Annotated in this window: 16 protein-coding genes, 1 tRNA gene and 2 rRNA genes; 6 read left to right on the top strand and 13 right to left on the bottom strand. The window is 61.8% G+C overall.

The features are described 5' to 3' along the window. Nucleotides 1–18: 18 nt before the first annotated feature. Together ACQY4Y_RS20695 and ACQY4Y_RS20690 are read left to right on the top strand one after the other, a co-directional pair. Entirely contained in the window at nt 19–1,659 is a 1,641-nt protein-coding gene (locus ACQY4Y_RS20695) for a flavin-containing monooxygenase (RefSeq protein ID WP_428492470.1), read from the top strand. A gap of 233 nt (nt 1,660–1,892) precedes the next feature. Further along, the gene (locus tag ACQY4Y_RS20690; RefSeq protein WP_428492469.1) at nt 1,893–2,321 is read left to right on the top strand and encodes a hypothetical protein; all 429 of its coding nucleotides are present in this window, start codon (nt 1,893–1,895) and stop codon (nt 2,319–2,321) included. A 595-nt stretch (nt 2,322–2,916) separates the two neighbouring features. Here the strand turns inward: ACQY4Y_RS20690 and ACQY4Y_RS20685 are convergent. Next, a complete protein-coding gene (locus ACQY4Y_RS20685; RefSeq protein ID WP_428492468.1) occupies nt 2,917–3,822 on the bottom strand; it encodes a LysR substrate-binding domain-containing protein in 906 nt (301 codons plus the stop codon). 158 nt (nt 3,823–3,980) lie between these two features. Here ACQY4Y_RS20685 and ACQY4Y_RS20680 point away from each other — a divergent pair, with 158 nt between their 5' ends. Continuing rightward, nucleotides 3,981–4,475: a LysR substrate-binding domain-containing protein gene (locus ACQY4Y_RS20680; RefSeq protein ID WP_428492467.1), complete on the top strand. Its 495-nt coding sequence runs from the start codon at nt 3,981–3,983 to the stop codon at nt 4,473–4,475. Here the strand turns inward: ACQY4Y_RS20680 and ACQY4Y_RS20675 are convergent. The 8 genes from ACQY4Y_RS20675 to ACQY4Y_RS20640 form a co-directional block, all read right to left on the bottom strand. Further along, complete coding sequence (locus ACQY4Y_RS20675) at nt 4,387–5,781, bottom strand: MFS transporter (RefSeq protein ID WP_428492466.1); 1,395 nt, start codon at nt 5,779–5,781, stop codon at nt 4,387–4,389. The two genes, ACQY4Y_RS20680 and ACQY4Y_RS20675, sit on opposite strands and share 89 nt — an antisense overlap. A gap of 139 nt (nt 5,782–5,920) precedes the next feature. Then, nucleotides 5,921–6,859 carry an alpha/beta fold hydrolase gene (locus ACQY4Y_RS20670; RefSeq protein ID WP_428492465.1) on the bottom strand — a complete coding sequence of 313 codons (939 nt, stop codon included), beginning with the start codon at nt 6,857–6,859 and terminating at the stop codon, nt 5,921–5,923. Further along, nucleotides 6,856–7,296 (bottom strand): DUF1348 family protein, encoded by a 441-nt coding sequence (locus ACQY4Y_RS20665; RefSeq protein WP_428492464.1) that lies wholly within the window; start codon nt 7,294–7,296, stop codon nt 6,856–6,858. Before ACQY4Y_RS20665 ends, ACQY4Y_RS20670 begins: the two co-directional genes overlap by 4 nt. A 431-nt stretch (nt 7,297–7,727) precedes the next feature. Next, nucleotides 7,728–8,696: an alpha/beta fold hydrolase gene (locus ACQY4Y_RS20660; protein ID WP_428492463.1), complete on the bottom strand. Its 969-nt coding sequence runs from the start codon at nt 8,694–8,696 to the stop codon at nt 7,728–7,730. Nucleotides 8,697–8,718: 22 nt separating this feature from the next. Beyond that, nucleotides 8,719–9,357 (bottom strand): FMN-dependent NADH-azoreductase, encoded by a 639-nt coding sequence (locus ACQY4Y_RS20655; protein ID WP_428492462.1) that lies wholly within the window; start codon nt 9,355–9,357, stop codon nt 8,719–8,721. 56 nt (nt 9,358–9,413) lie between these two features. Next, nucleotides 9,414–9,878, bottom strand: a complete 465-nt coding sequence (locus ACQY4Y_RS20650) for a DUF1348 family protein (protein ID WP_428492461.1) — start codon at nt 9,876–9,878, stop codon at nt 9,414–9,416. 75 nt (nt 9,879–9,953) lie between these two features. Beyond that, nucleotides 9,954–10,343 carry a nuclear transport factor 2 family protein gene (locus tag ACQY4Y_RS20645; protein ID WP_428492460.1) on the bottom strand — a complete coding sequence of 130 codons (390 nt, stop codon included), beginning with the start codon at nt 10,341–10,343 and terminating at the stop codon, nt 9,954–9,956. Between the two features lie 83 nt (nt 10,344–10,426). Next, nucleotides 10,427–11,287, bottom strand: a complete 861-nt coding sequence (locus tag ACQY4Y_RS20640; RefSeq protein ID WP_428492459.1) for an alpha/beta fold hydrolase — start codon at nt 11,285–11,287, stop codon at nt 10,427–10,429. Nucleotides 11,288–11,752: 465 nt separating this feature from the next. Between ACQY4Y_RS20640 and ACQY4Y_RS20635 the strand changes: the two genes are divergently transcribed. After that, a complete protein-coding gene (locus ACQY4Y_RS20635) occupies nt 11,753–12,103 on the top strand; it encodes a transposase (RefSeq protein WP_428489847.1) in 351 nt (116 codons plus the stop codon). Beyond that, nucleotides 12,076–12,900 carry an IS3 family transposase gene (locus ACQY4Y_RS20630; protein WP_428490752.1) on the top strand — a complete coding sequence of 275 codons (825 nt, stop codon included), beginning with the start codon at nt 12,076–12,078 and terminating at the stop codon, nt 12,898–12,900. The genes ACQY4Y_RS20635 and ACQY4Y_RS20630 overlap by 28 nt, the downstream gene beginning before the upstream one ends. On the opposite strand, the gene ACQY4Y_RS20625 is transcribed toward ACQY4Y_RS20630, so the two are convergent. Next, complete coding sequence (locus ACQY4Y_RS20625; protein WP_428493685.1) at nt 12,826–13,092, bottom strand: transposase; 267 nt, start codon at nt 13,090–13,092, stop codon at nt 12,826–12,828. The two genes, ACQY4Y_RS20630 and ACQY4Y_RS20625, sit on opposite strands and share 75 nt — an antisense overlap. Before the next feature lie 238 nt (nt 13,093–13,330). Between ACQY4Y_RS20625 and ACQY4Y_RS20620 the strand changes: the two genes are divergently transcribed. Beyond that, a protein-coding gene (locus ACQY4Y_RS20620) for an IS5 family transposase (protein WP_428492458.1) occupies nt 13,331–14,088 on the top strand; the annotation gives its coding sequence in 2 pieces (ribosomal slippage) (nt 13,331–13,661 and nt 13,661–14,088; 759 coding nt in all). A 75-nt stretch (nt 14,089–14,163) separates the two neighbouring features. Here ACQY4Y_RS20620 and ACQY4Y_RS20615 read toward each other — a convergent pair. From ACQY4Y_RS20615 to ACQY4Y_RS20605, 3 genes are all read right to left on the bottom strand, one after another. Then, nucleotides 14,164–14,240 (bottom strand) — tRNA-Met (locus ACQY4Y_RS20615). Between the two features lie 157 nt (nt 14,241–14,397). After that, nucleotides 14,398–14,512: ribosomal RNA gene (gene rrf, locus ACQY4Y_RS20610) — 5S ribosomal RNA — on the bottom strand. 290 nt (nt 14,513–14,802) lie between these two features. Further along, nucleotides 14,803–17,569, bottom strand: a 23S ribosomal RNA gene (locus ACQY4Y_RS20605). Nucleotides 17,570–18,299 lie beyond the last annotated feature (730 nt).

Genomic DNA, 18,299 nt, shown 5'->3' with positions numbered 1-18,299 from the left:
GCGGGAGGAGAGGTGCGTATGAACGACAGAGTGCAAACCGCGCGTGAGCCGTCCGCGGAGCTGGCCCCCGATTTCGACGCGATCGTCATCGGCGCCGGGGTTTCCGGCCTCTATCAACTCTATCGCCTCCGCGAACTTGGACTGACGACGCGCGTGTTCGAGGCCGGCTCCGGTGTCGGCGGTACTTGGTACTGGAACCGTTATCCCGGCGCTCGGTTTGATTCCGAAAGCTGGACCTACGGCTACTCCTTTTCGCAGGAACTGCTCGACGAATGGGACTGGGAGGAGCACTTCGCGGGCCAGCCGGAAACCGAACGGTATCTGAACCACGTCGCCGACAAGTTCGACCTCCGGCGCGACATCCAGTTCAAAACCACAGTGACCGCGGCGCATTACCAGGAAGACGGCCGAAGCTGGAAGGTCACGCTCGACAACGGCACGCAATGCACTTCCCGCTTCCTGATCACCGCCATCGGCGTGCTGTCAGCGTCTGTTTTGCCGCGCATGCCCGGCATTGAGAGCTTCAAGGGCCAGTCCTGCCACACGCATAACTGGCCCAAGCAACCGGTCAGCTTTGCGGGCAAGCGCGTCGCGGTCATCGGCACCGGCGCTACCGGTATCCAGGCCATCACGGAAATCGCCAAAACCGCTCGCCACCTGACCGTCTTCCAGCGCACCGCGCAATGGTCGGCGCCGTTGCACAACGCCAAGGTCACACCCGATGAGATGCGCGAAATCCGCAAGAATTACGCCGATATCTTCGCCCGCTGCCAGGAAACACTCGGCTGCTTCATCCACACCGCCGACCCCCGCTCTGTGTTCGAGGTGACGGAAGAGGAACGCGAGGCGTTCTGGGAAAAGCGCTATAGCGAACCGGGCTTCGGAATCTGGATGGGCAATTTTCGCGACGTCCTGCTCGATCGCGAGGCCAACAAGCTGATGTCGGACTATCTGGCGCGAAAGATCCGCCAGCGGGTCAACGATCCGGCGGTCGCGGAAAAGCTGGTCCCCAAGACGCACGGCTTCGGGACGCGGCGGGTGCCGCTGGAAAGCGGCTATTTCGAGGTTTACAACCAGCCGAACGTAAAACTGGTCGATCTGACCGAAACGCCGATCGAGCGCATCACGCCAGACGGTATCCGCACCTCGGGCGCCGATTACGAGTTCGACATGATCATCTACGCGACCGGTTTCGACGCGATCACCGGGGCCTTCGACCGCATCGACATCAGAGGGGTGGGCGGCGCGTCGCTGAAGGACAAATGGGCCGACGGGCCGGTGACGCTGCTGGGCATTCTGGTCGACGGGTTCCCGAATTTCTCGATGGTGATGGGACCGCACGCCGGCCTCGGCAACTTCCCGCGTGCGGTGGAATACACCTCCGACTGGGTCACGGCGCTGATCCGTCATGCGCGCGACAACGGCCTGACCCGCGTGGATGCGACGCAATCGGCGGCGAAAGTTTGGACAGATCACGTCATCGAAACCAACGAAGGATTGCTGTTCACCGAGGTCGACTCCTGGATGACCGGCATCAACCGCAACGTGGAGGGCAAACAGGTCCGCCGGGTTATGCGCTACAGCGGTGGCCATCCGGCATTTCGGAAGCACTGCGACGCGCTGTCGGCGGGGGGCTATCGGGACCTGTCGATGGTGTAGAAGTCGACGTTACCAGCAGCCCGTTTCGGTGGCCACGGTGTGGACGCTGACGGCCTGTGGCTCGAGTGGCCTCTCAACCCCTTCACGGAGGCAGCAATGCATCGACCAAGGCCTCGATCTCGGCTGAGATGCCGTCTTCGGCGAGGGCGGTGCGGATGGCGCGAAATGCTGTCGGTCAGCGGAACCCTGGAAGCCACAGTTTCGCCGCGGCTGGCCGCGGCGCCCAAGTCGCGGTGCAGGACATCGCGCTCGTCGTATTCGGGGATGGGGAGAGTCCAGACCAGGCTGGCGAAGTCACGCCTGGTTCCCGCCTCGCCGATGCCCTGGAGGTCCTTGATCCTGGCAAAGACAGCGCCGCTATTGAGGATCGCGAGCAGGTAGTAGGCCTCAGCCGAGGAACCTGCTTGACGCTGAGCGAAATTGTCGTTCGGACCAACTATAGCGACAAAGTCCACAAATACGACTGGAGTGCCGTCATGGAGATCCACGGGATCTGTTGGACACATGACTGGAAAAAGGAACATTTCCTGGGAGGCAGCGTCAACCTTGAACTGCAGGGTGGCATTGAGTTGCCTGTCAACCTGAGAGCCGATGACGGATCGGTCAGTCCGAATTATAGAATGCTCAAAGCCGCACTAACCGGGAAGGCCTACCAATACTAAGTCAATGCGACCGTTACGCCAACCGCACGCCCGCCGAATCTTCATCCCCTCCTTTGGAATTGGCCGCGCGACAAAGGGTGACGCGCAGAATCGTTCAATCCATCGAATGCCAGCGCGGCAGCTTAGCGTGCAGTTTTGAACAAATCGGCCGGTAACCCCTATATGGCGGTCGTCGTCGTCATGCCCGAAGACATCCACGCCATTCTGTTTCTGTCCAGATCGTCCGTGGCGTTGAAAATCGGTGCTGTTATAGCGGAGTTTAGCAGCGGCGAGCATAATATCCTCAAACTCGTCCCACGACTTCGGAGGAGGAACTACAGAAAAAACAATTGTTGGCATAGAGAACCGCGTTGAAGCTGTAAATCAAAGGGGTATCTACAACCGTAAGGATCGCCGGTCTATGCGCGCCTCGCTATATGGCTCAGAGTTCCTCTGAAAACTCAGGGGTGCGTGGTTCGGCGTAGGAGGTTTCCGCCCATGGCGACCAGGATCATGGCCCGAGAGACGTAGATACGCGCCTGTAGTCGCGCACGAGGTGCTGCCAGCGGGTCATCTACCCAGGCCCGCCCCGCGCGGGCGATCGGCGCGGCCGGAGCTAGATCGCGGCGACCGTCAGCCGGTCCCGAAGACGCGGAACGACGAAATCGACGAAGGCGCGCAGCTTGAGCGGCAGGCGGCCTCGCTTGTCGTAGACAAGGCGCACCGGCCGAGGCGGGGGCTCGAATCCCTCGAGCAGCAGCTGCAGCAGGTTGTCGCGCACATGGTCGGCGACCTGGTAGGAATTGGTCCTGACCACCCCCGCGCCTGCTAGGCCCGCATCGATCGCCGCATCGATGGTGTTGACGCTCAAGCGCGATCTGAGAGGTACGGCGACCTCGTTCCCGTCCGCCCAGTAGCGCCAGGTGGTGGGGGACGACACGCTCTCGAACGAGATCACATCGTGGTCGACGAGATCCTGCGGAACGGCTGGGGCCGCGCGCGGGGCGAGATAGGCCGGGCTTGCGCATGTCACCCGGCGGGTTGCGCCCAGGCGAGTCGCGATCAGGCTGCTGTCGGGCAGGTCGCCGATACGCAGGGCGACGTCGACCTGGTCGTCGAGGAAGTGGGTCACGCGGTCGGTCAGCATCAGCTCGACGGACACTTCAGGGAACGACATGAGGAAGGTGGTGACGACGGGCAGGACGTGCAGCCGGCCGAACATGGTTGGGGCGGTAACGACCAGGTCGCCCTTGGGCTTGGTGTACTCGCCGGCGGCGGCGCGCTCAGCCTCGTTCAGTTGCTCCAGGACGGTCCTGGCCGCCGAGATGTAGGTCCGGCCGGCGGGCGTCAGCTCCAGGCCTTTGGACGAGCGGATCAGGAGGTCCGCCTTCAGGTGGCTCTCGAGCTCGGACACCTTGCGGCTCACGGTGGCGAGCGGCTGGCCGAGTTTGCGGCTCGCCTTGGAGAGGCTACCGCACCCCACCGCCGTGAGCATCACCTGCATCGCGTCCAGACGATCCATGGGCTTACCAGAATGTGGAATGCCGCCTCGCGATCCTAGCGAATGTCCGCGGAAATTGGAAAGGGCCAAGCAAGGGATTTGCAAGGGAAGAGCTCCCCCTCGACGTCGATCTGTAGCTCAGGACGTGTTCCGATGTTTGCGGTCACCCGTCAGCGCACATGCGTGGTGCAGGGCCGAACGATCAGCTACCGCGGGGCCGGCGACGTCTCGGCCCCGGCGGTCCTGCTCTCGCAAGGGCTGCCCTGCAGCAGCTGGGGATACGACAAGCCTATCCCGGCGCTGTGCTTTTCGGCGCCAGGATCCTGCGGCCCATCGTCGACGCCTTTCGGACGGAATTCCCCGCAGTCCAGCTCCGCTACCGTCTTCTCAACCGGCAAGTCAGCCTCATGGAGGAGGCGATCGACGTTGCGCTGCGTCTGGCACAGCTTGCGGATTCTGGATTGATCGCGACCCGTGTCGGGAACGTCCGGTGTGTGATCTCTGCCGCGCCCCGGTATCTTGACGAGCATCGCGCCGGGGTCACCAAGGCGGCGGTCTGGCGCTGGCAGGTCGACCGAATGCCCTTCATCCGAGTTCGGCCGGAGCCGCCATCGAAGCCCGACGCTGCCTTGCGATTCGAGCCGCAAGGGCGGACGCACCGGCCAGCGCGATAGCTGCAGCCACGGAGGCCCAACTCGCTCCTGCCGCGGTGGGCGGTCCTCCGACCAGCGCACCCAGCAATGCGACACCGATGACGCCCCCGGTCTGCCGGGCGCTGTTCAGGATGCCGGACGCCAGACCGCTGCGTTCGCGCTCAACCGAGTCCAGGGCGGAGAGGTTCATTGAAGGTACCGTGACGCCGGCGCCCAAGCCGATGACGCAGAGAGGAATGGCGATCGTGATCAGGCTATGATCAAACCCCATCACGGCCAATGTGATGGCACCCGACGCCGAGGCCGCGTGTCCCCAAATCTGGGGTCCGAACGGATCCGATTTGTGCAGAAATTTCGCCCCCACCCTCGTTCCGGCGACAAGAGTCAGCGTCAGGGGAAGGAATAGCAATCCAGCTCCGACTGGGGTCATCCCGCGCAGCTCCTGAAATGCAAGGCTCAGCGCGAAAATGAGGCCATAGATCCCAACGTTGTGCAAAAGGCCGACAAGCGCCACCGACCCTAGAGCAGGCCGAAAAAGAAGATCGAGTGGCAGCATTGGGTTCGCTTGCCGGGACTCAACCCAGAGGAACGCGGCACCAAGTCCGATGACGCCTGCGCCCGATATGATCATGGAGGCAGAGAACGCATGCGACCGGCCCAAACTAATCATCCAGTACGTCAGGGTCGCGAGAGTAGCGACAGCCAGAAGCTGGCCGATTGGATCGAACTCTCTTTGCGTTTGGCGAGGACCGACGGCGACGTGTCGTCGCGCAAGCCAAAAGCCCACCAGCCCGACCGGGATGTTCACAAGAAAGATGCTCCGCCAGTCGAGATACTGAACGAGCACACCTCCGACTAACGGCCCCAGGGCGACGCCCAAGGCACCTGCACTGGACCACGCCGACACCGCGATCTTCCTGCGTTCCGGATCCTGCACCGTGTGATTCAGGGCGGCGAGCGAGTTCGGCAGCAGTATGGCAGCGCCAATACCCTGTATTGCCCGGGCGCACTGCAAGCTTGCCATGTCGGGTGCCAGCCCACACCCGGCCGAAGCGGCACAGAAAATGACTAAACCGGCTGAGAACATGCGCTTGGCGACATAGCGATCGCCCAGCACTCCTGCGTTCAGCAGCAGGCTGGCAAAAACCAGCGCATATCCGTCGACGAGCCACTGGAGAGCGGTGAGGTCTGCATGAAAAACGTCTTTGATACGAGGGAGAGCCAAATTTACGATCGACGTGTCAAGAACGATCATGAAAAAGGCCGCACCTGTCGCCACTATGGCCGCAGATTCGGAGCGGGGTTTATCTCTCAGTTTACCTGACATCGTGAACCTCCCCCGCCGGATTGAAGCTGCTGGACCGTAGACAAGCCTTTCGGTCCCTGAGCGTGCTGGCAGCATTGCGTTCCCGGTTTCGACGCTGCCGCTGACGCGACACCGTATTCGATGCTCGCGGCTCCGGACCTCATCCGGGATGCTTGGCCATGAACCGGAGGATCAGGTCCGCAATCTCGTCCGTCTTTTCGTTCAGTGCGAAGTGCCCAGCGTCGAGCACGTGGATTTCCGCATTCGGAAGATCCCGCTTGAAGGCTTCGGCACCCGGCGCGACGAAGGAAGGGTCGTGCTCGCCCCAGACCACAAGGGTCGGGGGCTGACGGTCGCGGAGCCATGCCTGCCATTTCGGGTAGGACGCGACGTTGGTCCGGTAGTCGTAGAGCAGGTCCCCTTGGATTTCGCGCTGACCGGGCCGCGACAGATCGGCATACTCGTCGATCCAACTATCCGGATCGTAGTGGTCCGGATGGGATGTGCCGGCGATATGGCGATCCCTGGTTGCATCGAACGAAAGAAATGAGTTGAGCACCTCGGGATGAGCTTTCGGATCGGCCCAGAATCCCGCGATCTTGGTCCATTGGGCTCCGAGGCCTGCTTTATAAATGTTGCCGTTTTGAATGATAAGCGCATGCAGTTGATCGGGGTGTGCTAGAATGATACGGAATCCGATCGGCGCGCCGTAGTCGTGAAGGTACAACGTATAGTTCGTGACCTTCAGCTTCTCGAGAAGGTCACCCATCGTTCGGGCAAGATGATCGAAGGTGTAAGTATATTTCGTCGGCGACGGCGCGTCGCTCAGACCGAAGCCGGGATAGTCCGGAGCGATCAGATGGTATTTTGTCGCGAGCAAGGGAATGAGCGTGTCAAACTCGCGCGAAGACGACGGGAAGCCATGCAAGAGCACAATGGCTGGAGCGTTCTCAGGACCGGCTTCCCGGTAGAAAATCCCGACACCGTCGACCTGCACGCGATGATAGGTCGTTGAGGCATTGGTCGAAGGCAGAGGCGCGGCTTGTGCCGTGCCTATAAAAAGGGCTGTGGCAAGAACGTATTTCGATAGGCGGTTCACTGAGATGTCCCTTTTGAGTTGAGAAGGTCGTACCCAGCTTCAGATGAGACGAACACGTCGGGCATTTCTTGCCGATCATCCAGCAAGGAAAGCTTGGCGCTGGGCCGAAGACGGCCAGAGCTGAGGATTTCCGCATAGATCCCGCAATCACCATGGCCACGGAAGTCGAGGATGCTCCGTGGGACGTTGAGGTCGCGCACGCCTCGCTCGAGATCGACGCTTGTGGCCGGACAGCGCCGGATGTGCCGTACGATCCCGAGCAGAACGTTGCTTGAAAGAAACACCTTGCTCACCCAATTCAGTTCGGACCACGGCGCCTCACCATCGAAGTAGATATTGGCCCGAAAGCAGCACGCGAGGCGCAACGACATGAGCCCTTCAGCATTGAACTGCCGATCCTCTTTGCCGTATGCACGAAACCATTGGCGTTCACGCACGAGAGGGCGATGGGCTCCAGGTCGAACAGGCGACTGACCGTCATTTTTAGCGAGACCGATAGGTGGTTGCGGTTGGATGCGGCCAGATGTCCGCCGGCGGAGTGGTCGCAGAGGCAGACCGGCCGGCCGCCGTACCCGACGCTGTCAGGACTATGCGCGAGGTGGTCGAGCAGAGCTTGGATCCCAGCTGCGATCTGCGGGACCGACGCCTCGGGGGCCAGGGTGAACTCGGCCGTGACGACGTTGAAGCTGCGCGCCAGAGTCGTATTGATTGCCGCGTTCGACCGGGCCCGCCTCGTGCAGCGTCAAGTTTTCCGAGCGGTAGCGGTCCATCAGGGCCGCACGGTCCGGCTCGGCCTTACGATTGTTGTAGGCGGTGTCCAACGCCGCTTGGTCCATGCCTCTCAAGTTCGAGCTCATCGGTCGCGGCCCTATCGCTCGGCCGGTGCGCCCGAGGGCGGGTGCTTGGCCATGAAGGTCAGGATCAGCGCGGCGGTCTCGTCGTTCTTTTCATCGAGGGGGAAATGGCCGGCGTCCAGCAGGTGGATCTCCGCATCCGGCAGGTCGGCTCGGAAGGCCGTCGCGCCCGCCGCGATGAAGGACGGGTCGTTGGCGCCCCATGCCGCCAGGGTTGGCGGCCGATGCTGTCGGAGCCATGCCTGCCAGGCGGGGTAGGCGGCGACATTGGTCTGGTAGTCGTAGAGCAGCGCCGCCTGGATCTCGCGCTGGCCGGGCTTGGACAGATGCATGATCTCGTCCGTCCAAGTGTCGGGATTGTAGCGCTCCGGGTGCGAGGTCCCCAAGGTATGGCGCTGCTCGGTCGCCTCCGGCGACAGGAAGGCGTCGATCACCTCCGGGTGCGCGGCTGGGTCGGCCCAATACTGGGCGATCTTGCTCCACTTCGCGCCCAGGCCGGCTTGGTAGACATTGCCGTTCTGGGTGATCAGCACCTGCAGGCGCTCGGGGTGGGCCAGGATCAGCCGCATTCCGACCGGCGCGCCGTAGTCGTGGATATAGAGACTATACCGCTCGATCTTCAGCGCCTCGAGGAGATGATCCGTGGTCTGCGCCAAGTGGTCGAAGGTGTAGACGTAGGACGACGGCGGCGGCGCATCGCTCCGGCCGAAGCCCGGTAAATCCGGCGCGATCAGGTGATAGCGCGTTGCCAGCAGCGGGATCAGCGTATCGAATGCTCGCGACGAAGACGGGAAGCCGTGCAGCAGCACGATGGTGGGCGCATCCTTGGGGCCCGCCTCCCGATAGAACACCCCGACCCCGTCGACCTGAGTGTGGTGATAGGTGGTTGTGGCAGTGGTCGAAGGGATGGGACTTGCCGCCGCCGCGGAGCCCGCGAGCGCGGCCGTGCCGGGGATCGCGGCTTCAAGCTTTCCAGAGTTCATGGCCTTACTCCTTCTACTGGCCTCAGATGCGCGCGTGCGCCTTGGCGAGGTCAACCGCGGCCTGTTTGGCCTGCTCAAGGGCGCCTTGCGGGTCAGCCGTCAGGAGCGTGGGCTGGAACCGCAGGTCGTCGATGGCGGTGACGCCGGCCTGGTTGAGCCAAGCCTTGAGGTAGGTGGACTGGTGGTCGACCCCGAAGGCCGGCGACGGGAAGCTGTCGGCATAGGCGCCGGCGGTTAGCACCAGTGTGGCGTGCTTGTTCTCCAACAGGCCGAAATAGCCGGTCTCAGGCTTCAGGCCAAACAGAAGACCCGGCTGGTGGACGATGTCGATGTAGTGCTTGAGCCGGTATGGGACCGTGCCGTTCCACATCGGCACCGCGAACAGGTAGCGGTCCGCGCTGATGAAGCGGGAGGCGATCCCCACGACCTGTTCCCAGGCAGTCTTCTGCACGGCGTTCTGTTCTTGGCCGAGTATCACGTTGACCTTGGCGGCGGCCTTGTCGCCGTCGAACGCCGGCAGTTCGGTCTGCCAGAGCGGGAGCACATCGACCTCCAGCGCGGGGTTCGTCGCCTTGAGGGCGTCGAGGTAGGTTTGAGCGACCTGGATCGACTTGGATTGTTCGCCGCGAGGGGAGGCTTGGATGAAGAGCAACTTGGTCATGGCAGGGTACCTTTCGGCTGCGGGTGGTAATCGCCGGTGCACCGGCGGGCTTGGCGTCAGAGGCCGAGGTCGCTGAGGCCCGGGTGGTCGTCGGGGCGGCGACCCAGGGGCCAGCGGAAATGCCGCTCGGCCTCTGCTATGGGGTGTTCGTTGATGCTGGCGAAGCGAGCGGCCATCAGACCGTCGGCGTCGAAGCGCCAGTTCTCGTTGCCGTAGGCGCGGAACCATTGGCCGCTGTCGTCGCGGTATTCGTAGGCGAACCGCACCGCGATGCGGTCCCCGGCGAAGGTCCAGAGTTCCTTGATCAGGCGGTAGTCCAGCTCCCGGGTCCACTTGCGGGTGAGGAAGGCCTGGATTTCCTCGCGGCCATTCGGAAACTCGGCCCGGTTCCGCCAACGGCTGTCGGGAGCGTATGCCAGGACCACCCGCGCCGGATCGCGCGTATTCCAGGCGTCCTCGGCGGCCCGCACCTTCTGGATCGCGGTCTCTTCGGTGAACGGGGGCAGCGGCGGGCGGCTCATGGCGTGGTTCTCAGGCAAGTTGTCGGATGAGGGGCGCCGGCCGGACACCGGCGGAGTGGCCCGGCCGGCGGCAGATCACGGACGCCGAGCTTCCGCGACCGCCAAGGTGTCGATGTACTGCCGGAAGCGGGCGATCTTCCCGTCCTTCACCGTCCAGACATGGGCATAGCGCGCCTGGGAGGTCTTGCCGGTGGCACCGTGGACGCCTTTGAAATCGCCGAGCGACACCACGGTTTCACCTTCGGTGATGAACTCTATGGGCACGAGCGAGAAGCTGGTCCACTCTGCCGTCAAGGGCTTGAACAGGCCCTCGGCGACAGGGCCGGGGCCGCGGCCTTCGACCTTGTAATGCCACATGGTGATCCACTCGATGTCCGGGGCCATCAGGCCCAGGGCGCCGGGGGCGTCGCCGCCGGCGAGCTTGCCGTAGAAGTCGCGGACGATGTCCGTCGGGGTGGCGGTCATGGGCAGTCTCCGTCAGGGGGGTCCGCCTTCGGCGGCCTCGGAGGTCAGGGGAGCCGGGCGCCGCGAGAGGCGCCCGGCGGCGGTCAGCCGAGGTGCTTGGCGAGGAAGTCGCGCATGGCCGCGCCGATTTCGCCGGCGTGGGTCTCCAGGGCGAAGTGACCGCTGTCGACGAAGCGGACCTCCGCGTCCGGGACGTCTCGCTTGAAGGCTTCGGCGCCCGGCGGGATGAAGAAGGGGTCGTTCTTGCCCCAGATGGCGAGCACCGGCGGCCGCTTGTCGCGCAGATAGGCCTGGATGTCGCCGTAGAGGGCGACGTTGGTCTTGTAGTCGCCGAGGAGGTCCAGCTGGATTTCGTCATTGCCGGGGCGCGCCAGGTAGAAGTCGTCGAGGTTGCGGCCGTCGGGCGACACCAGCGCCGGGTCGCTCACGCCGTGGGTGTATTGGAAGAGGGTGGTCTGCGGGGCCAGGAAGTCGCGCAAGGCGTCGCGGTTGGCCTGGGTCGGCTCGTTCCAGTAGGCCTGGACCGGAGCGAAGGCCTCGGACACGCCTTCCAGGTAGGTGTTGCCGTTCTGAGAGACGATCGCGGTGATGCGGTCAGGATGGGCCAGCGCCAGACGGAAGCCGACCGGGGCGCCGTAGTCGAAAACGTAGATGGCGAACCGCTTCAGGCCGAGCACATCGGTGAAGCGGCCGACCACCTTGGTGATGTTCTCGAAGGTGTAGGCGAAGGCGTTGCGGGCGGGCTGCTCGGTCATGCCGAAGCCGGGCAGGTCCGGGGCGAGGACATGGTACTTGCCGGCCAGCTCCGGAATGAGGTCGCGAAACATGTGGCTGGCGCTGGGGAAGCCGTGTAGCAGCAGCACGACCGGAGCGTTCGGGTCGCCGGCGGAACGGTAGAACACCTTCAGGCCATCGACGTCGACAGTGTTGAAGCGGACAGTCATCACTCGATCCCTTGAATTTTGCGGCACCGACCGCCCTCACGACGACATTTCGGTCGTCCCGGGCCGGCCAGGCAGCGGTCAAGTTTGGGAAGCAGCCTCCCATTCAGTGGAAATGGCTAAGGCCCGGTTTCCCAAGGCGAGATGCCCCGCGGGCGTCGAAATCGAGGACGGCAAACCCACCCGCCATCCCCGAGGCCGCGCGTGATCTGGCTCTTCGGTTGAACGGAATGCTGCCTCGGGCGCGGATCACCGAGGTTCTGAGCGATGTCGACGGGGGGACCGGATTCGCCGATCGGTTCGTTCATCTACGCACTGGCAATCCGGCCGCCGACAAACCGTGGCAAAGAACCCGTTCTCGATTGGCTGCGAAGCCTGCCGGTCGATGACTGGAGTGCGCCCCTGCGGGTGGACAGTTTGAGTTCGTAGATTTGACCCCCCTGATCGGGCTTCTGGAGACTAGAAGCCATGACCAAGCATCGTTCCCATAGTGCGGCGTTCAAGCGGCAGGTAGCCGAGGAATTCATCGCCGGGGAGGCGCTGCATGCGCTGTCCAAGCGCCACGACATCTCGCGCCAGCTGATCCGGATCTGGGTTGGCAAGTTTGAAGCCGGGGCGTTGGATGATGATGTCCAGGCGGCTGACCTGCTTCAGGAATACGAAGCCAAGATCGCAGCTCTGGAGCGGATGGTCGGTCGCCAGGCGCTGGAGATCGAGATGCTAAAGGGGGCTCTCAAGCAGGCACCCCGGCCGAAAAGCGCGAATACCTCCGTCGTCACCGGCCCCGTGGCATCACCGCCCGCCGGGGGTGCGAACTGATGGGGCTGGCGCGCTCGACGTTCTACGACGCACCGCCCATCGCGGCGTCTCAGGACGATCTCGTCCAACGGATCAGCAAGATCTGTGACGAATTTGAGTGCTACGGGTACCGACGGGTGAGTGCGGCCCTCCGCCACCAGGGTATGGTGGTGAATAGCAAGAAGATCCGCCGCCTGATGCGCGAGCATGATCTGCAACCGAAGCGCCGCCGACGGCATGTCGTCACCACCGACAGCAACCATGCCAGCCCGATCTTCAAGAACCTGACCAAGGGCCTGGTGGTCGAGCGCTCCAATCAGCTCTGGATCGCGGACCTGACCTATGTGGCGATCCCGGGTGGCTTCGTCTATCTCGCCGCCATCCTGGACGCCTGGTCGCGCAAAGTGATCGGCTACGCCATCAGCCGATCGATGGATGCCCGGATTGCGATCGCCGCCTTCAAGGCCGCCATCCGCCTGCGTCAGCCGCCCAAGGATTGTGTTCACCATTCCGATCGGGGGGCGCAATACGCGTCGGACGCCTATCGCACTTTGATTGCCGAGTACGGCCTAAAAGGTTCGATGAGCCGACGCGGCAATCCCTATGATAATGCCAAAGCCGAGAGCTTCATGAAAACCTTGAAGGTCGAGGCGGTTTACTTGGCAGCCTATGAAACCTTCGAGGATGTTACCGCCGGTCTTCCACGCTTCATCGACGAGGTCTACAACACCAAACGACTGCATTCAGCGCTTGGCTATCTCAGCCCGGCCCAGTTTGAGGATCAACACACCCGCCAGACGGTCAAAATGCTGGCTTGATTCTGTCCACCCGCAGGGGCGCACTCCACGCCAAGTGAACAGCAGGCCCGGATAGACATCGTGCCGAGCCGCAATCTGGTTGACCGACGCGCCGGGCTCCAGGGTCTCGCCAACAATCTTCAGCTTGTCCTCGACGCTCCACCGACGCCGACGCTCACGCCCCGTGATGATCTCAACAGCTCCGTCCGCCATGACCTTGAACACACCTTAAAGCTAATCTTAAGGTGTTGCCCTGCCAGAACTCGTCATTCGCCAACAGGCGCGGCTGACCGGACGCATACGCACTAGGGTCTGCCGTCAATTAAGGACTGGCGTGTTGAGTCCAGCGTGCAACAGCTAAGCGTAAATCGGTTGTCCAGGCAAACTAGGAGATTCCGGCGCGGCGCATTCTTCGATTCGTAGGCGGTCAGCTTGATCGAAAGGCTGACCGATGCGCCGCTATGGCTTGCGTGATGACCAGTGGGACCGGATCAAGACCCTGTTGCCGGGACAGCCGGGGACGGTGGGAGCGAACGCCGCGGACAACCGTTTGTTCATCGAGGCGATGCTCTACCGATACCGCGCCGGGATTCCCTGGCGCGACCTTCCGGAACGCTATGGTGACTGGAAAAACGTCCACCGACGCTTCAGTCGTTGGGCAAAGTCCGGCGTTTTGCTGCGGGTTTTCGAGCCTCTCGCCGGCGATGCCGACAACCAATACGCGATGATCGACAGCACCATCGTGCGGGCTCATCAGCATAGCGCCGGGGCTAAAAAAAAGCCGGCGCGGACCAAGCGATCGGCCGCTCGCGGGGTGGACTGAGCACCAAGATCCACACCCTGGTCGATGCGCTTGGCAATCCAGTTGGCTTCCATTTGACCGGCGGCGAGGTCCACGATTTGGTCGGAGCTGACCATCTGTTGCCGGATATGGCCGCCCATACTCTGATCGCCGATAAGGCATTCGATGCCGATACCCGGGTCATCGAGCCGCTGGCCGAAGCCGGCAAGAGCACGGTGATCCCGCCACGGGCCAACCGACGCGCGACTCGCCCGTTCGACCGCGACCTCTACAAGGCGCGCCATCTGATCGAGAATTTCTTCGCCAAACTCAAACAGTTCCGCGCTATCGCCACGCGCTACGACAAGACCGCCCGCAACTTCCTCGCCGCCGTCTATCTCGCCGCCAGCGCGATTTGGCTCAATTGACGACAGGCCCTACGGTATTTTGAATCAAAAAGCCGTCAGCGGTGAGGCTGACGGCGTTGGTATTGTTGGACAATCTGGTTGCGGGGACAGGATTTGAACCTGTGACCTTCAGGTTATGAGCCTGACGAGCTACCGGGCTGCTCCACCCCGCGGTAGAAGAGGTGTGTTGTCTCGGACGGGCGATACGGGCGTGCCGCCGTCTCTGAGGTTGGCTGGGTCTTAGCTAGCTAGGTCCTGGTGGCCTGGGTCCGATGGCCTTGCTACCTACGCCTGGTGTCTCAAGTGTTGGGTATTGGGCTAGATTGGAAGACCTGGCGGCGACCTACTCTCCCGTGCCTTGAGACACAGTACCATGGGCGCTGGGGACTTTCACGGCCGAGTTCGGGATGGGATCGGGTGTAGGCTCCCCGCCATGGCCACCAGGTCGTCCAGTCCAGCCCTGTTCAGTGGTCAGGGTATCAGGCTGGCGGGACGGATCGGTTCTGGGTGTGTGTCGTGCGGTGTGCTCGCCGCCGCCCGCCGGTTTCGCCCGCCGGGCGGTCTCAGGCGAGGTCTGTCCGGGGATATTTTCCCTGCGGATATTTTCCCTGCGGATAAGTTCCACTGGGATCATTTCCACTGGGATCATTCCCTGGGGATGATTTCCATGCATGGTGTGTCGCGTCGGATCGTCGGCGGCCATTGCTGACCACGGGCGGCTGACCACTGACCGCTGCTATCGAGTCTTTGGGCGATTAGGACCAGTTAGCTGAGGACGTTGCCGCCCGTATACATCTGGCCTATCGACGTGATGGTCTATCACGGCCCTCTCGGGGTTGCCCCCTGGGAGACCTGGTTTTGAGGTAAGTTTCCCGCTTAGATGCTTTCAGCGGTTATCTTGTCCAGACATAGCTACCCGGCGGTGCCACTGGCGTGACAACCGGTGCACCAGAGGTCTGTTCATCCCGGTCCTCTCGTACTAGGGACAAATCCTCTCAAGTCTCCTTCACCCACGGCAGATAGGGACCGAACTGTCTCACGACGTTCTAAACCCAGCTCACGTACCACTTTAATCGGCGAACAGCCGAACCCTTGGGACCTGCTCCAGCCCCAGGATGTGATGAGCCGACATCGAGGTGCCAAACCTCCCCGTCGATGTGGACTCTTGGGGGAGATCAGCCTGTTATCCCTAGAGTACCTTTTATCCGTTGAGCGATGGCCCTTCCACGCGGGACCACCGGATCACTATGGCCGACTTTCGTCTCTGCTCGAGCTGTCACTCTCGCAGTCAGGCGGGCTTGTGCCATTGCACTCAGCAGCCGATGTCCGACCGGCCTGAGCCCACCATCGCGCGCCTCCGTTACATTTTGGGAGGCGACCGCCCCAGTCAAACTGCCCACCATGCAGGGTCCCGGACCGGGCTGACCGGTCGCGGTTAGACATCAGCAGAGCTCAGGGTGGTATTTCAAGGCTGGCTCCACCGAGGCTAGCGCCCCGGCTTCAAAGCCTCCCACCTATCCTACACAGCTCTCTTCTGAGGCCACTGCAAAGCTGCAGTAAAGGTTCATAGGGTCTTTCCGTCTGACCGCGGGTACCCCGCATCTTCACGGGGAATTCAATTTCGCTGAGCCGATGCTGGAGACAGTGGGGAAGTCGTTACGCCATTCGTGCAGGTCGGAACTTACCCGACAAGGAATTTCGCTACCTTAGGACCGTTATAGTTACGGCCGCCGTTTACCGGGGCTTCAATTCGATGCTTGCACATCTCCTCTTAACCTTCCGGCACCGGGCAGGCGTCAGACCCTATACGTCGTCTCTCGACTTCGCAGAGCCCTGTGTTTTTACTAAACAGTCGCTACCCCCTGCTTTGTGCCACCCACCCCTGGTTGCCCAAGTGTGGGTCTCGCTTATCCCGAAGTTACGCGAGCAATTTGCCTAGTTCCTTCAGCATCGTTCTCTCAAGCGCCTTGGTATGCTCTACCAGTCCACCTGTGTCGGTTTCGGGTACGGTCTATACGCTGGAGCTATTTCCCGGAACAATGTGGTTGCACGGACAATCCGATAAGTCCGCACAACGTCGATCATTCGTCACTTCCAGCAGGCCGGGGAGTATTAACCCCGTTCCCATCGACTACGGCTTTCGCCCTCGCCTTAGGGGCCGGCTCACCCTGCGCGGATTAACCTTGCGCAGGAACCCTTGGACTTTCGGCGACAGAGTTTCTCACTCTGTTTGTCGCTACTCATGTCAGCATTCGCACTTCCGATACCTCCATCCCCCCTCACGGGCAGAACTTCGCAGGCTTACGGAACGCTCCGCTACCGCGCATCTTTCGATGCACCCACAGCTTCGGTACGTGGCTTGAGCCCCGTTACATCTTCGGCGCAGGATTTCTTGATTAGACCAGTGAGCTATTACGCTTTCTTTAAAGGATGGCTGCTTCTAAGCCAACCTCCTGGTTGTTTTGGAATTCCCACATCCTTTCCCACTTAGCCACGATTTGGGGACCTTAGCTGGTGGTCTGGGCTGTTTCCCTCTCGACGACGGACCTTAGCACCCGCCGTCTGTCTGCCACGCTATACGTCCGGGTATTCGGAGTTTGGTTAGGTTTGGTAAGACTTTGGGTCCCCCTAGCCCATCCAGTGCTCTACCCCCCGGAGTAAACACATGACGATCTACCTCAATAGATTTCGCGGAGAACCAGCTATTTCCGAGTTTGATTGGCCTTTCACCCCTAGCCACAGCTCATCCCCGACTTTTTCAACAGGCGTGGGTTCGGCCCTCCAGTGCGTGTTACCGCACCTTCAGCCTGGCCATGGCTAGATCACTCGGTTTCGGGTCTTCCGCCCGCGACTGAACGCCCTGTTCAGACTCGCTTTCGCTGCGCCTTCGCCTACCGGCTTAAGCTCGCCGCGAACGGAAACTCGCTGACCCATTATACAAAAGGTACGCCGTCACGACACGCCGCGCTCGCACGCGAGGCCGCTCCGACTGCTTGTAGGCATCCGGTTTCAGGTCTCTTTCACTCCCCTTTCGGGGTGCTTTTCACCTTTCCCTCACGGTACTTGTTCGCTATCGGTCACCAGGGAGTATTTAGGCTTGGAGGGTGGTCCCCCCATGTTCAGACAGGATTTCACGTGTCCCGCCCTACTCAAGGATCTTCGCCACTTTACGCATACGGGGCTATCACCCGCTATGGCCGGACTTTCCAGACCGTTCTGCTTATCTTGCGAAGACCACTGGCCTGTTCCGCGTTCGCTCGCCACTACTAGCGGAATCTCTGTTGATGTCTGTTCCTCCGGGTACTGAGATGTTTCAGTTCCCCGGGTTCGCCTCTTCACACTATGGATTCATGTGAAGATACCCTTTCGGGTGGGTTGCCCCATTCGGACATCCACGGATCAACGCCTGCTCGCGGCTCCCCGTGGCTTTTCGCAGCGTGCCACGTCCTTCATCGCCTCCTGGTGCCAAGGCATCCACCGAATGCCCTTATTATACTCGATATCGCGGACCCGGCGCCGAAGCGCCAAGCCGCACCATGCACAGAAACCATCCCCAGAGGCAGTCTTTGGTGTCAGTCTTTAGGTGACAATCTTCAGGTCGTCGGGTGTCAGGAACAACCGCAACCCTCGACAAAGCCACCCTCGACAGTACCACCCTCGACTGTTCGGGGACAGTCCCGCAAATCTTCACTCCGCACATAACAGGATCTCGTTCGCTCGGCCGTCTACCCATCACTCGCACGCACCAATCACTCGCACGCACCAATCACTCGCACGCACCAATCACTCGCACGCACCAATCACTCGCACGCACCAATCACTCGCACGCACCAATCACTCGCACGCACCAGACAAACCGCCGATCCAACAAGATCGTTCACACGCCTCTGAACTCTCGTCGCCGACCGTTGGGGCGCCGCGTTTACACGCCAGCGATCCCGGTCAGACAAGTCAGTCGAACGACGCATCTGGGTCGGTCTTCCGATGTCAGTCCTCAGTTGTCGGAAATTCCAACACCTGATCACCGACCACCCGGCAACCGTCATGATGACGCGTCCAGAGACGCACCAGAACCTGATTCACAGTAACAAAGAGCACCGCTACCCCAACAAGAGCAGCACAAACGGCATGACCACACGACCCGGAACGCTCTGCCCGAGCCATGGTCAAACCGAATTCGGAACATTCCGCGATACTTGACCGGTGGTCAGCGGTTACTTTGAAAACCCTGA

Origin of the sequence: Rhodopila sp. (assembly GCF_965277165.1) — a bacterium.
In the GTDB taxonomy this organism is placed as follows: Bacteria; Pseudomonadota; Alphaproteobacteria; order Acetobacterales; family Acetobacteraceae; genus Rhodopila.
The sequence above is the reverse complement of the archived record's forward strand: the minus strand, read 5'-3'. Positions and strand labels throughout refer to the sequence as shown.

What these genes read in the sequence shown, in the direction of transcription:
- ACQY4Y_RS20660 (WP_428492463.1), bottom strand. Translation starts at nt 8,696, where the DNA reads ATGAACTCTGGAAAGCTTGAAGCCGCGATCCCCGGCACGGCCGCGCTC.
- ACQY4Y_RS20625 (WP_428493685.1), bottom strand. Translation starts at nt 13,092, where the DNA reads ATGGCGGACGGAGCTGTTGAGATCATCACGGGGCGTGAGCGTCGGCGT.
- ACQY4Y_RS20645 (WP_428492460.1), bottom strand. Translation starts at nt 10,343, where the DNA reads ATGACCGCCACCCCGACGGACATCGTCCGCGACTTCTACGGCAAGCTC.
- ACQY4Y_RS20655 (WP_428492462.1), bottom strand. Translation starts at nt 9,357, where the DNA reads ATGACCAAGTTGCTCTTCATCCAAGCCTCCCCTCGCGGCGAACAATCC.
- ACQY4Y_RS20685 (WP_428492468.1), bottom strand. Translation starts at nt 3,822, where the DNA reads ATGGATCGTCTGGACGCGATGCAGGTGATGCTCACGGCGGTGGGGTGC.
- ACQY4Y_RS20695 (WP_428492470.1), top strand. Translation starts at nt 19, where the DNA reads ATGAACGACAGAGTGCAAACCGCGCGTGAGCCGTCCGCGGAGCTGGCC.
- ACQY4Y_RS20635 (WP_428489847.1), top strand. Translation starts at nt 11,753, where the DNA reads ATGACCAAGCATCGTTCCCATAGTGCGGCGTTCAAGCGGCAGGTAGCC.
- ACQY4Y_RS20650 (WP_428492461.1), bottom strand. Translation starts at nt 9,878, where the DNA reads ATGAGCCGCCCGCCGCTGCCCCCGTTCACCGAAGAGACCGCGATCCAG.
- ACQY4Y_RS20640 (WP_428492459.1), bottom strand. Translation starts at nt 11,287, where the DNA reads ATGACTGTCCGCTTCAACACTGTCGACGTCGATGGCCTGAAGGTGTTC.
- ACQY4Y_RS20675 (WP_428492466.1), bottom strand. Translation starts at nt 5,781, where the DNA reads ATGTCAGGTAAACTGAGAGATAAACCCCGCTCCGAATCTGCGGCCATA.
- ACQY4Y_RS20680 (WP_428492467.1), top strand. Translation starts at nt 3,981, where the DNA reads ATGCGTGGTGCAGGGCCGAACGATCAGCTACCGCGGGGCCGGCGACGT.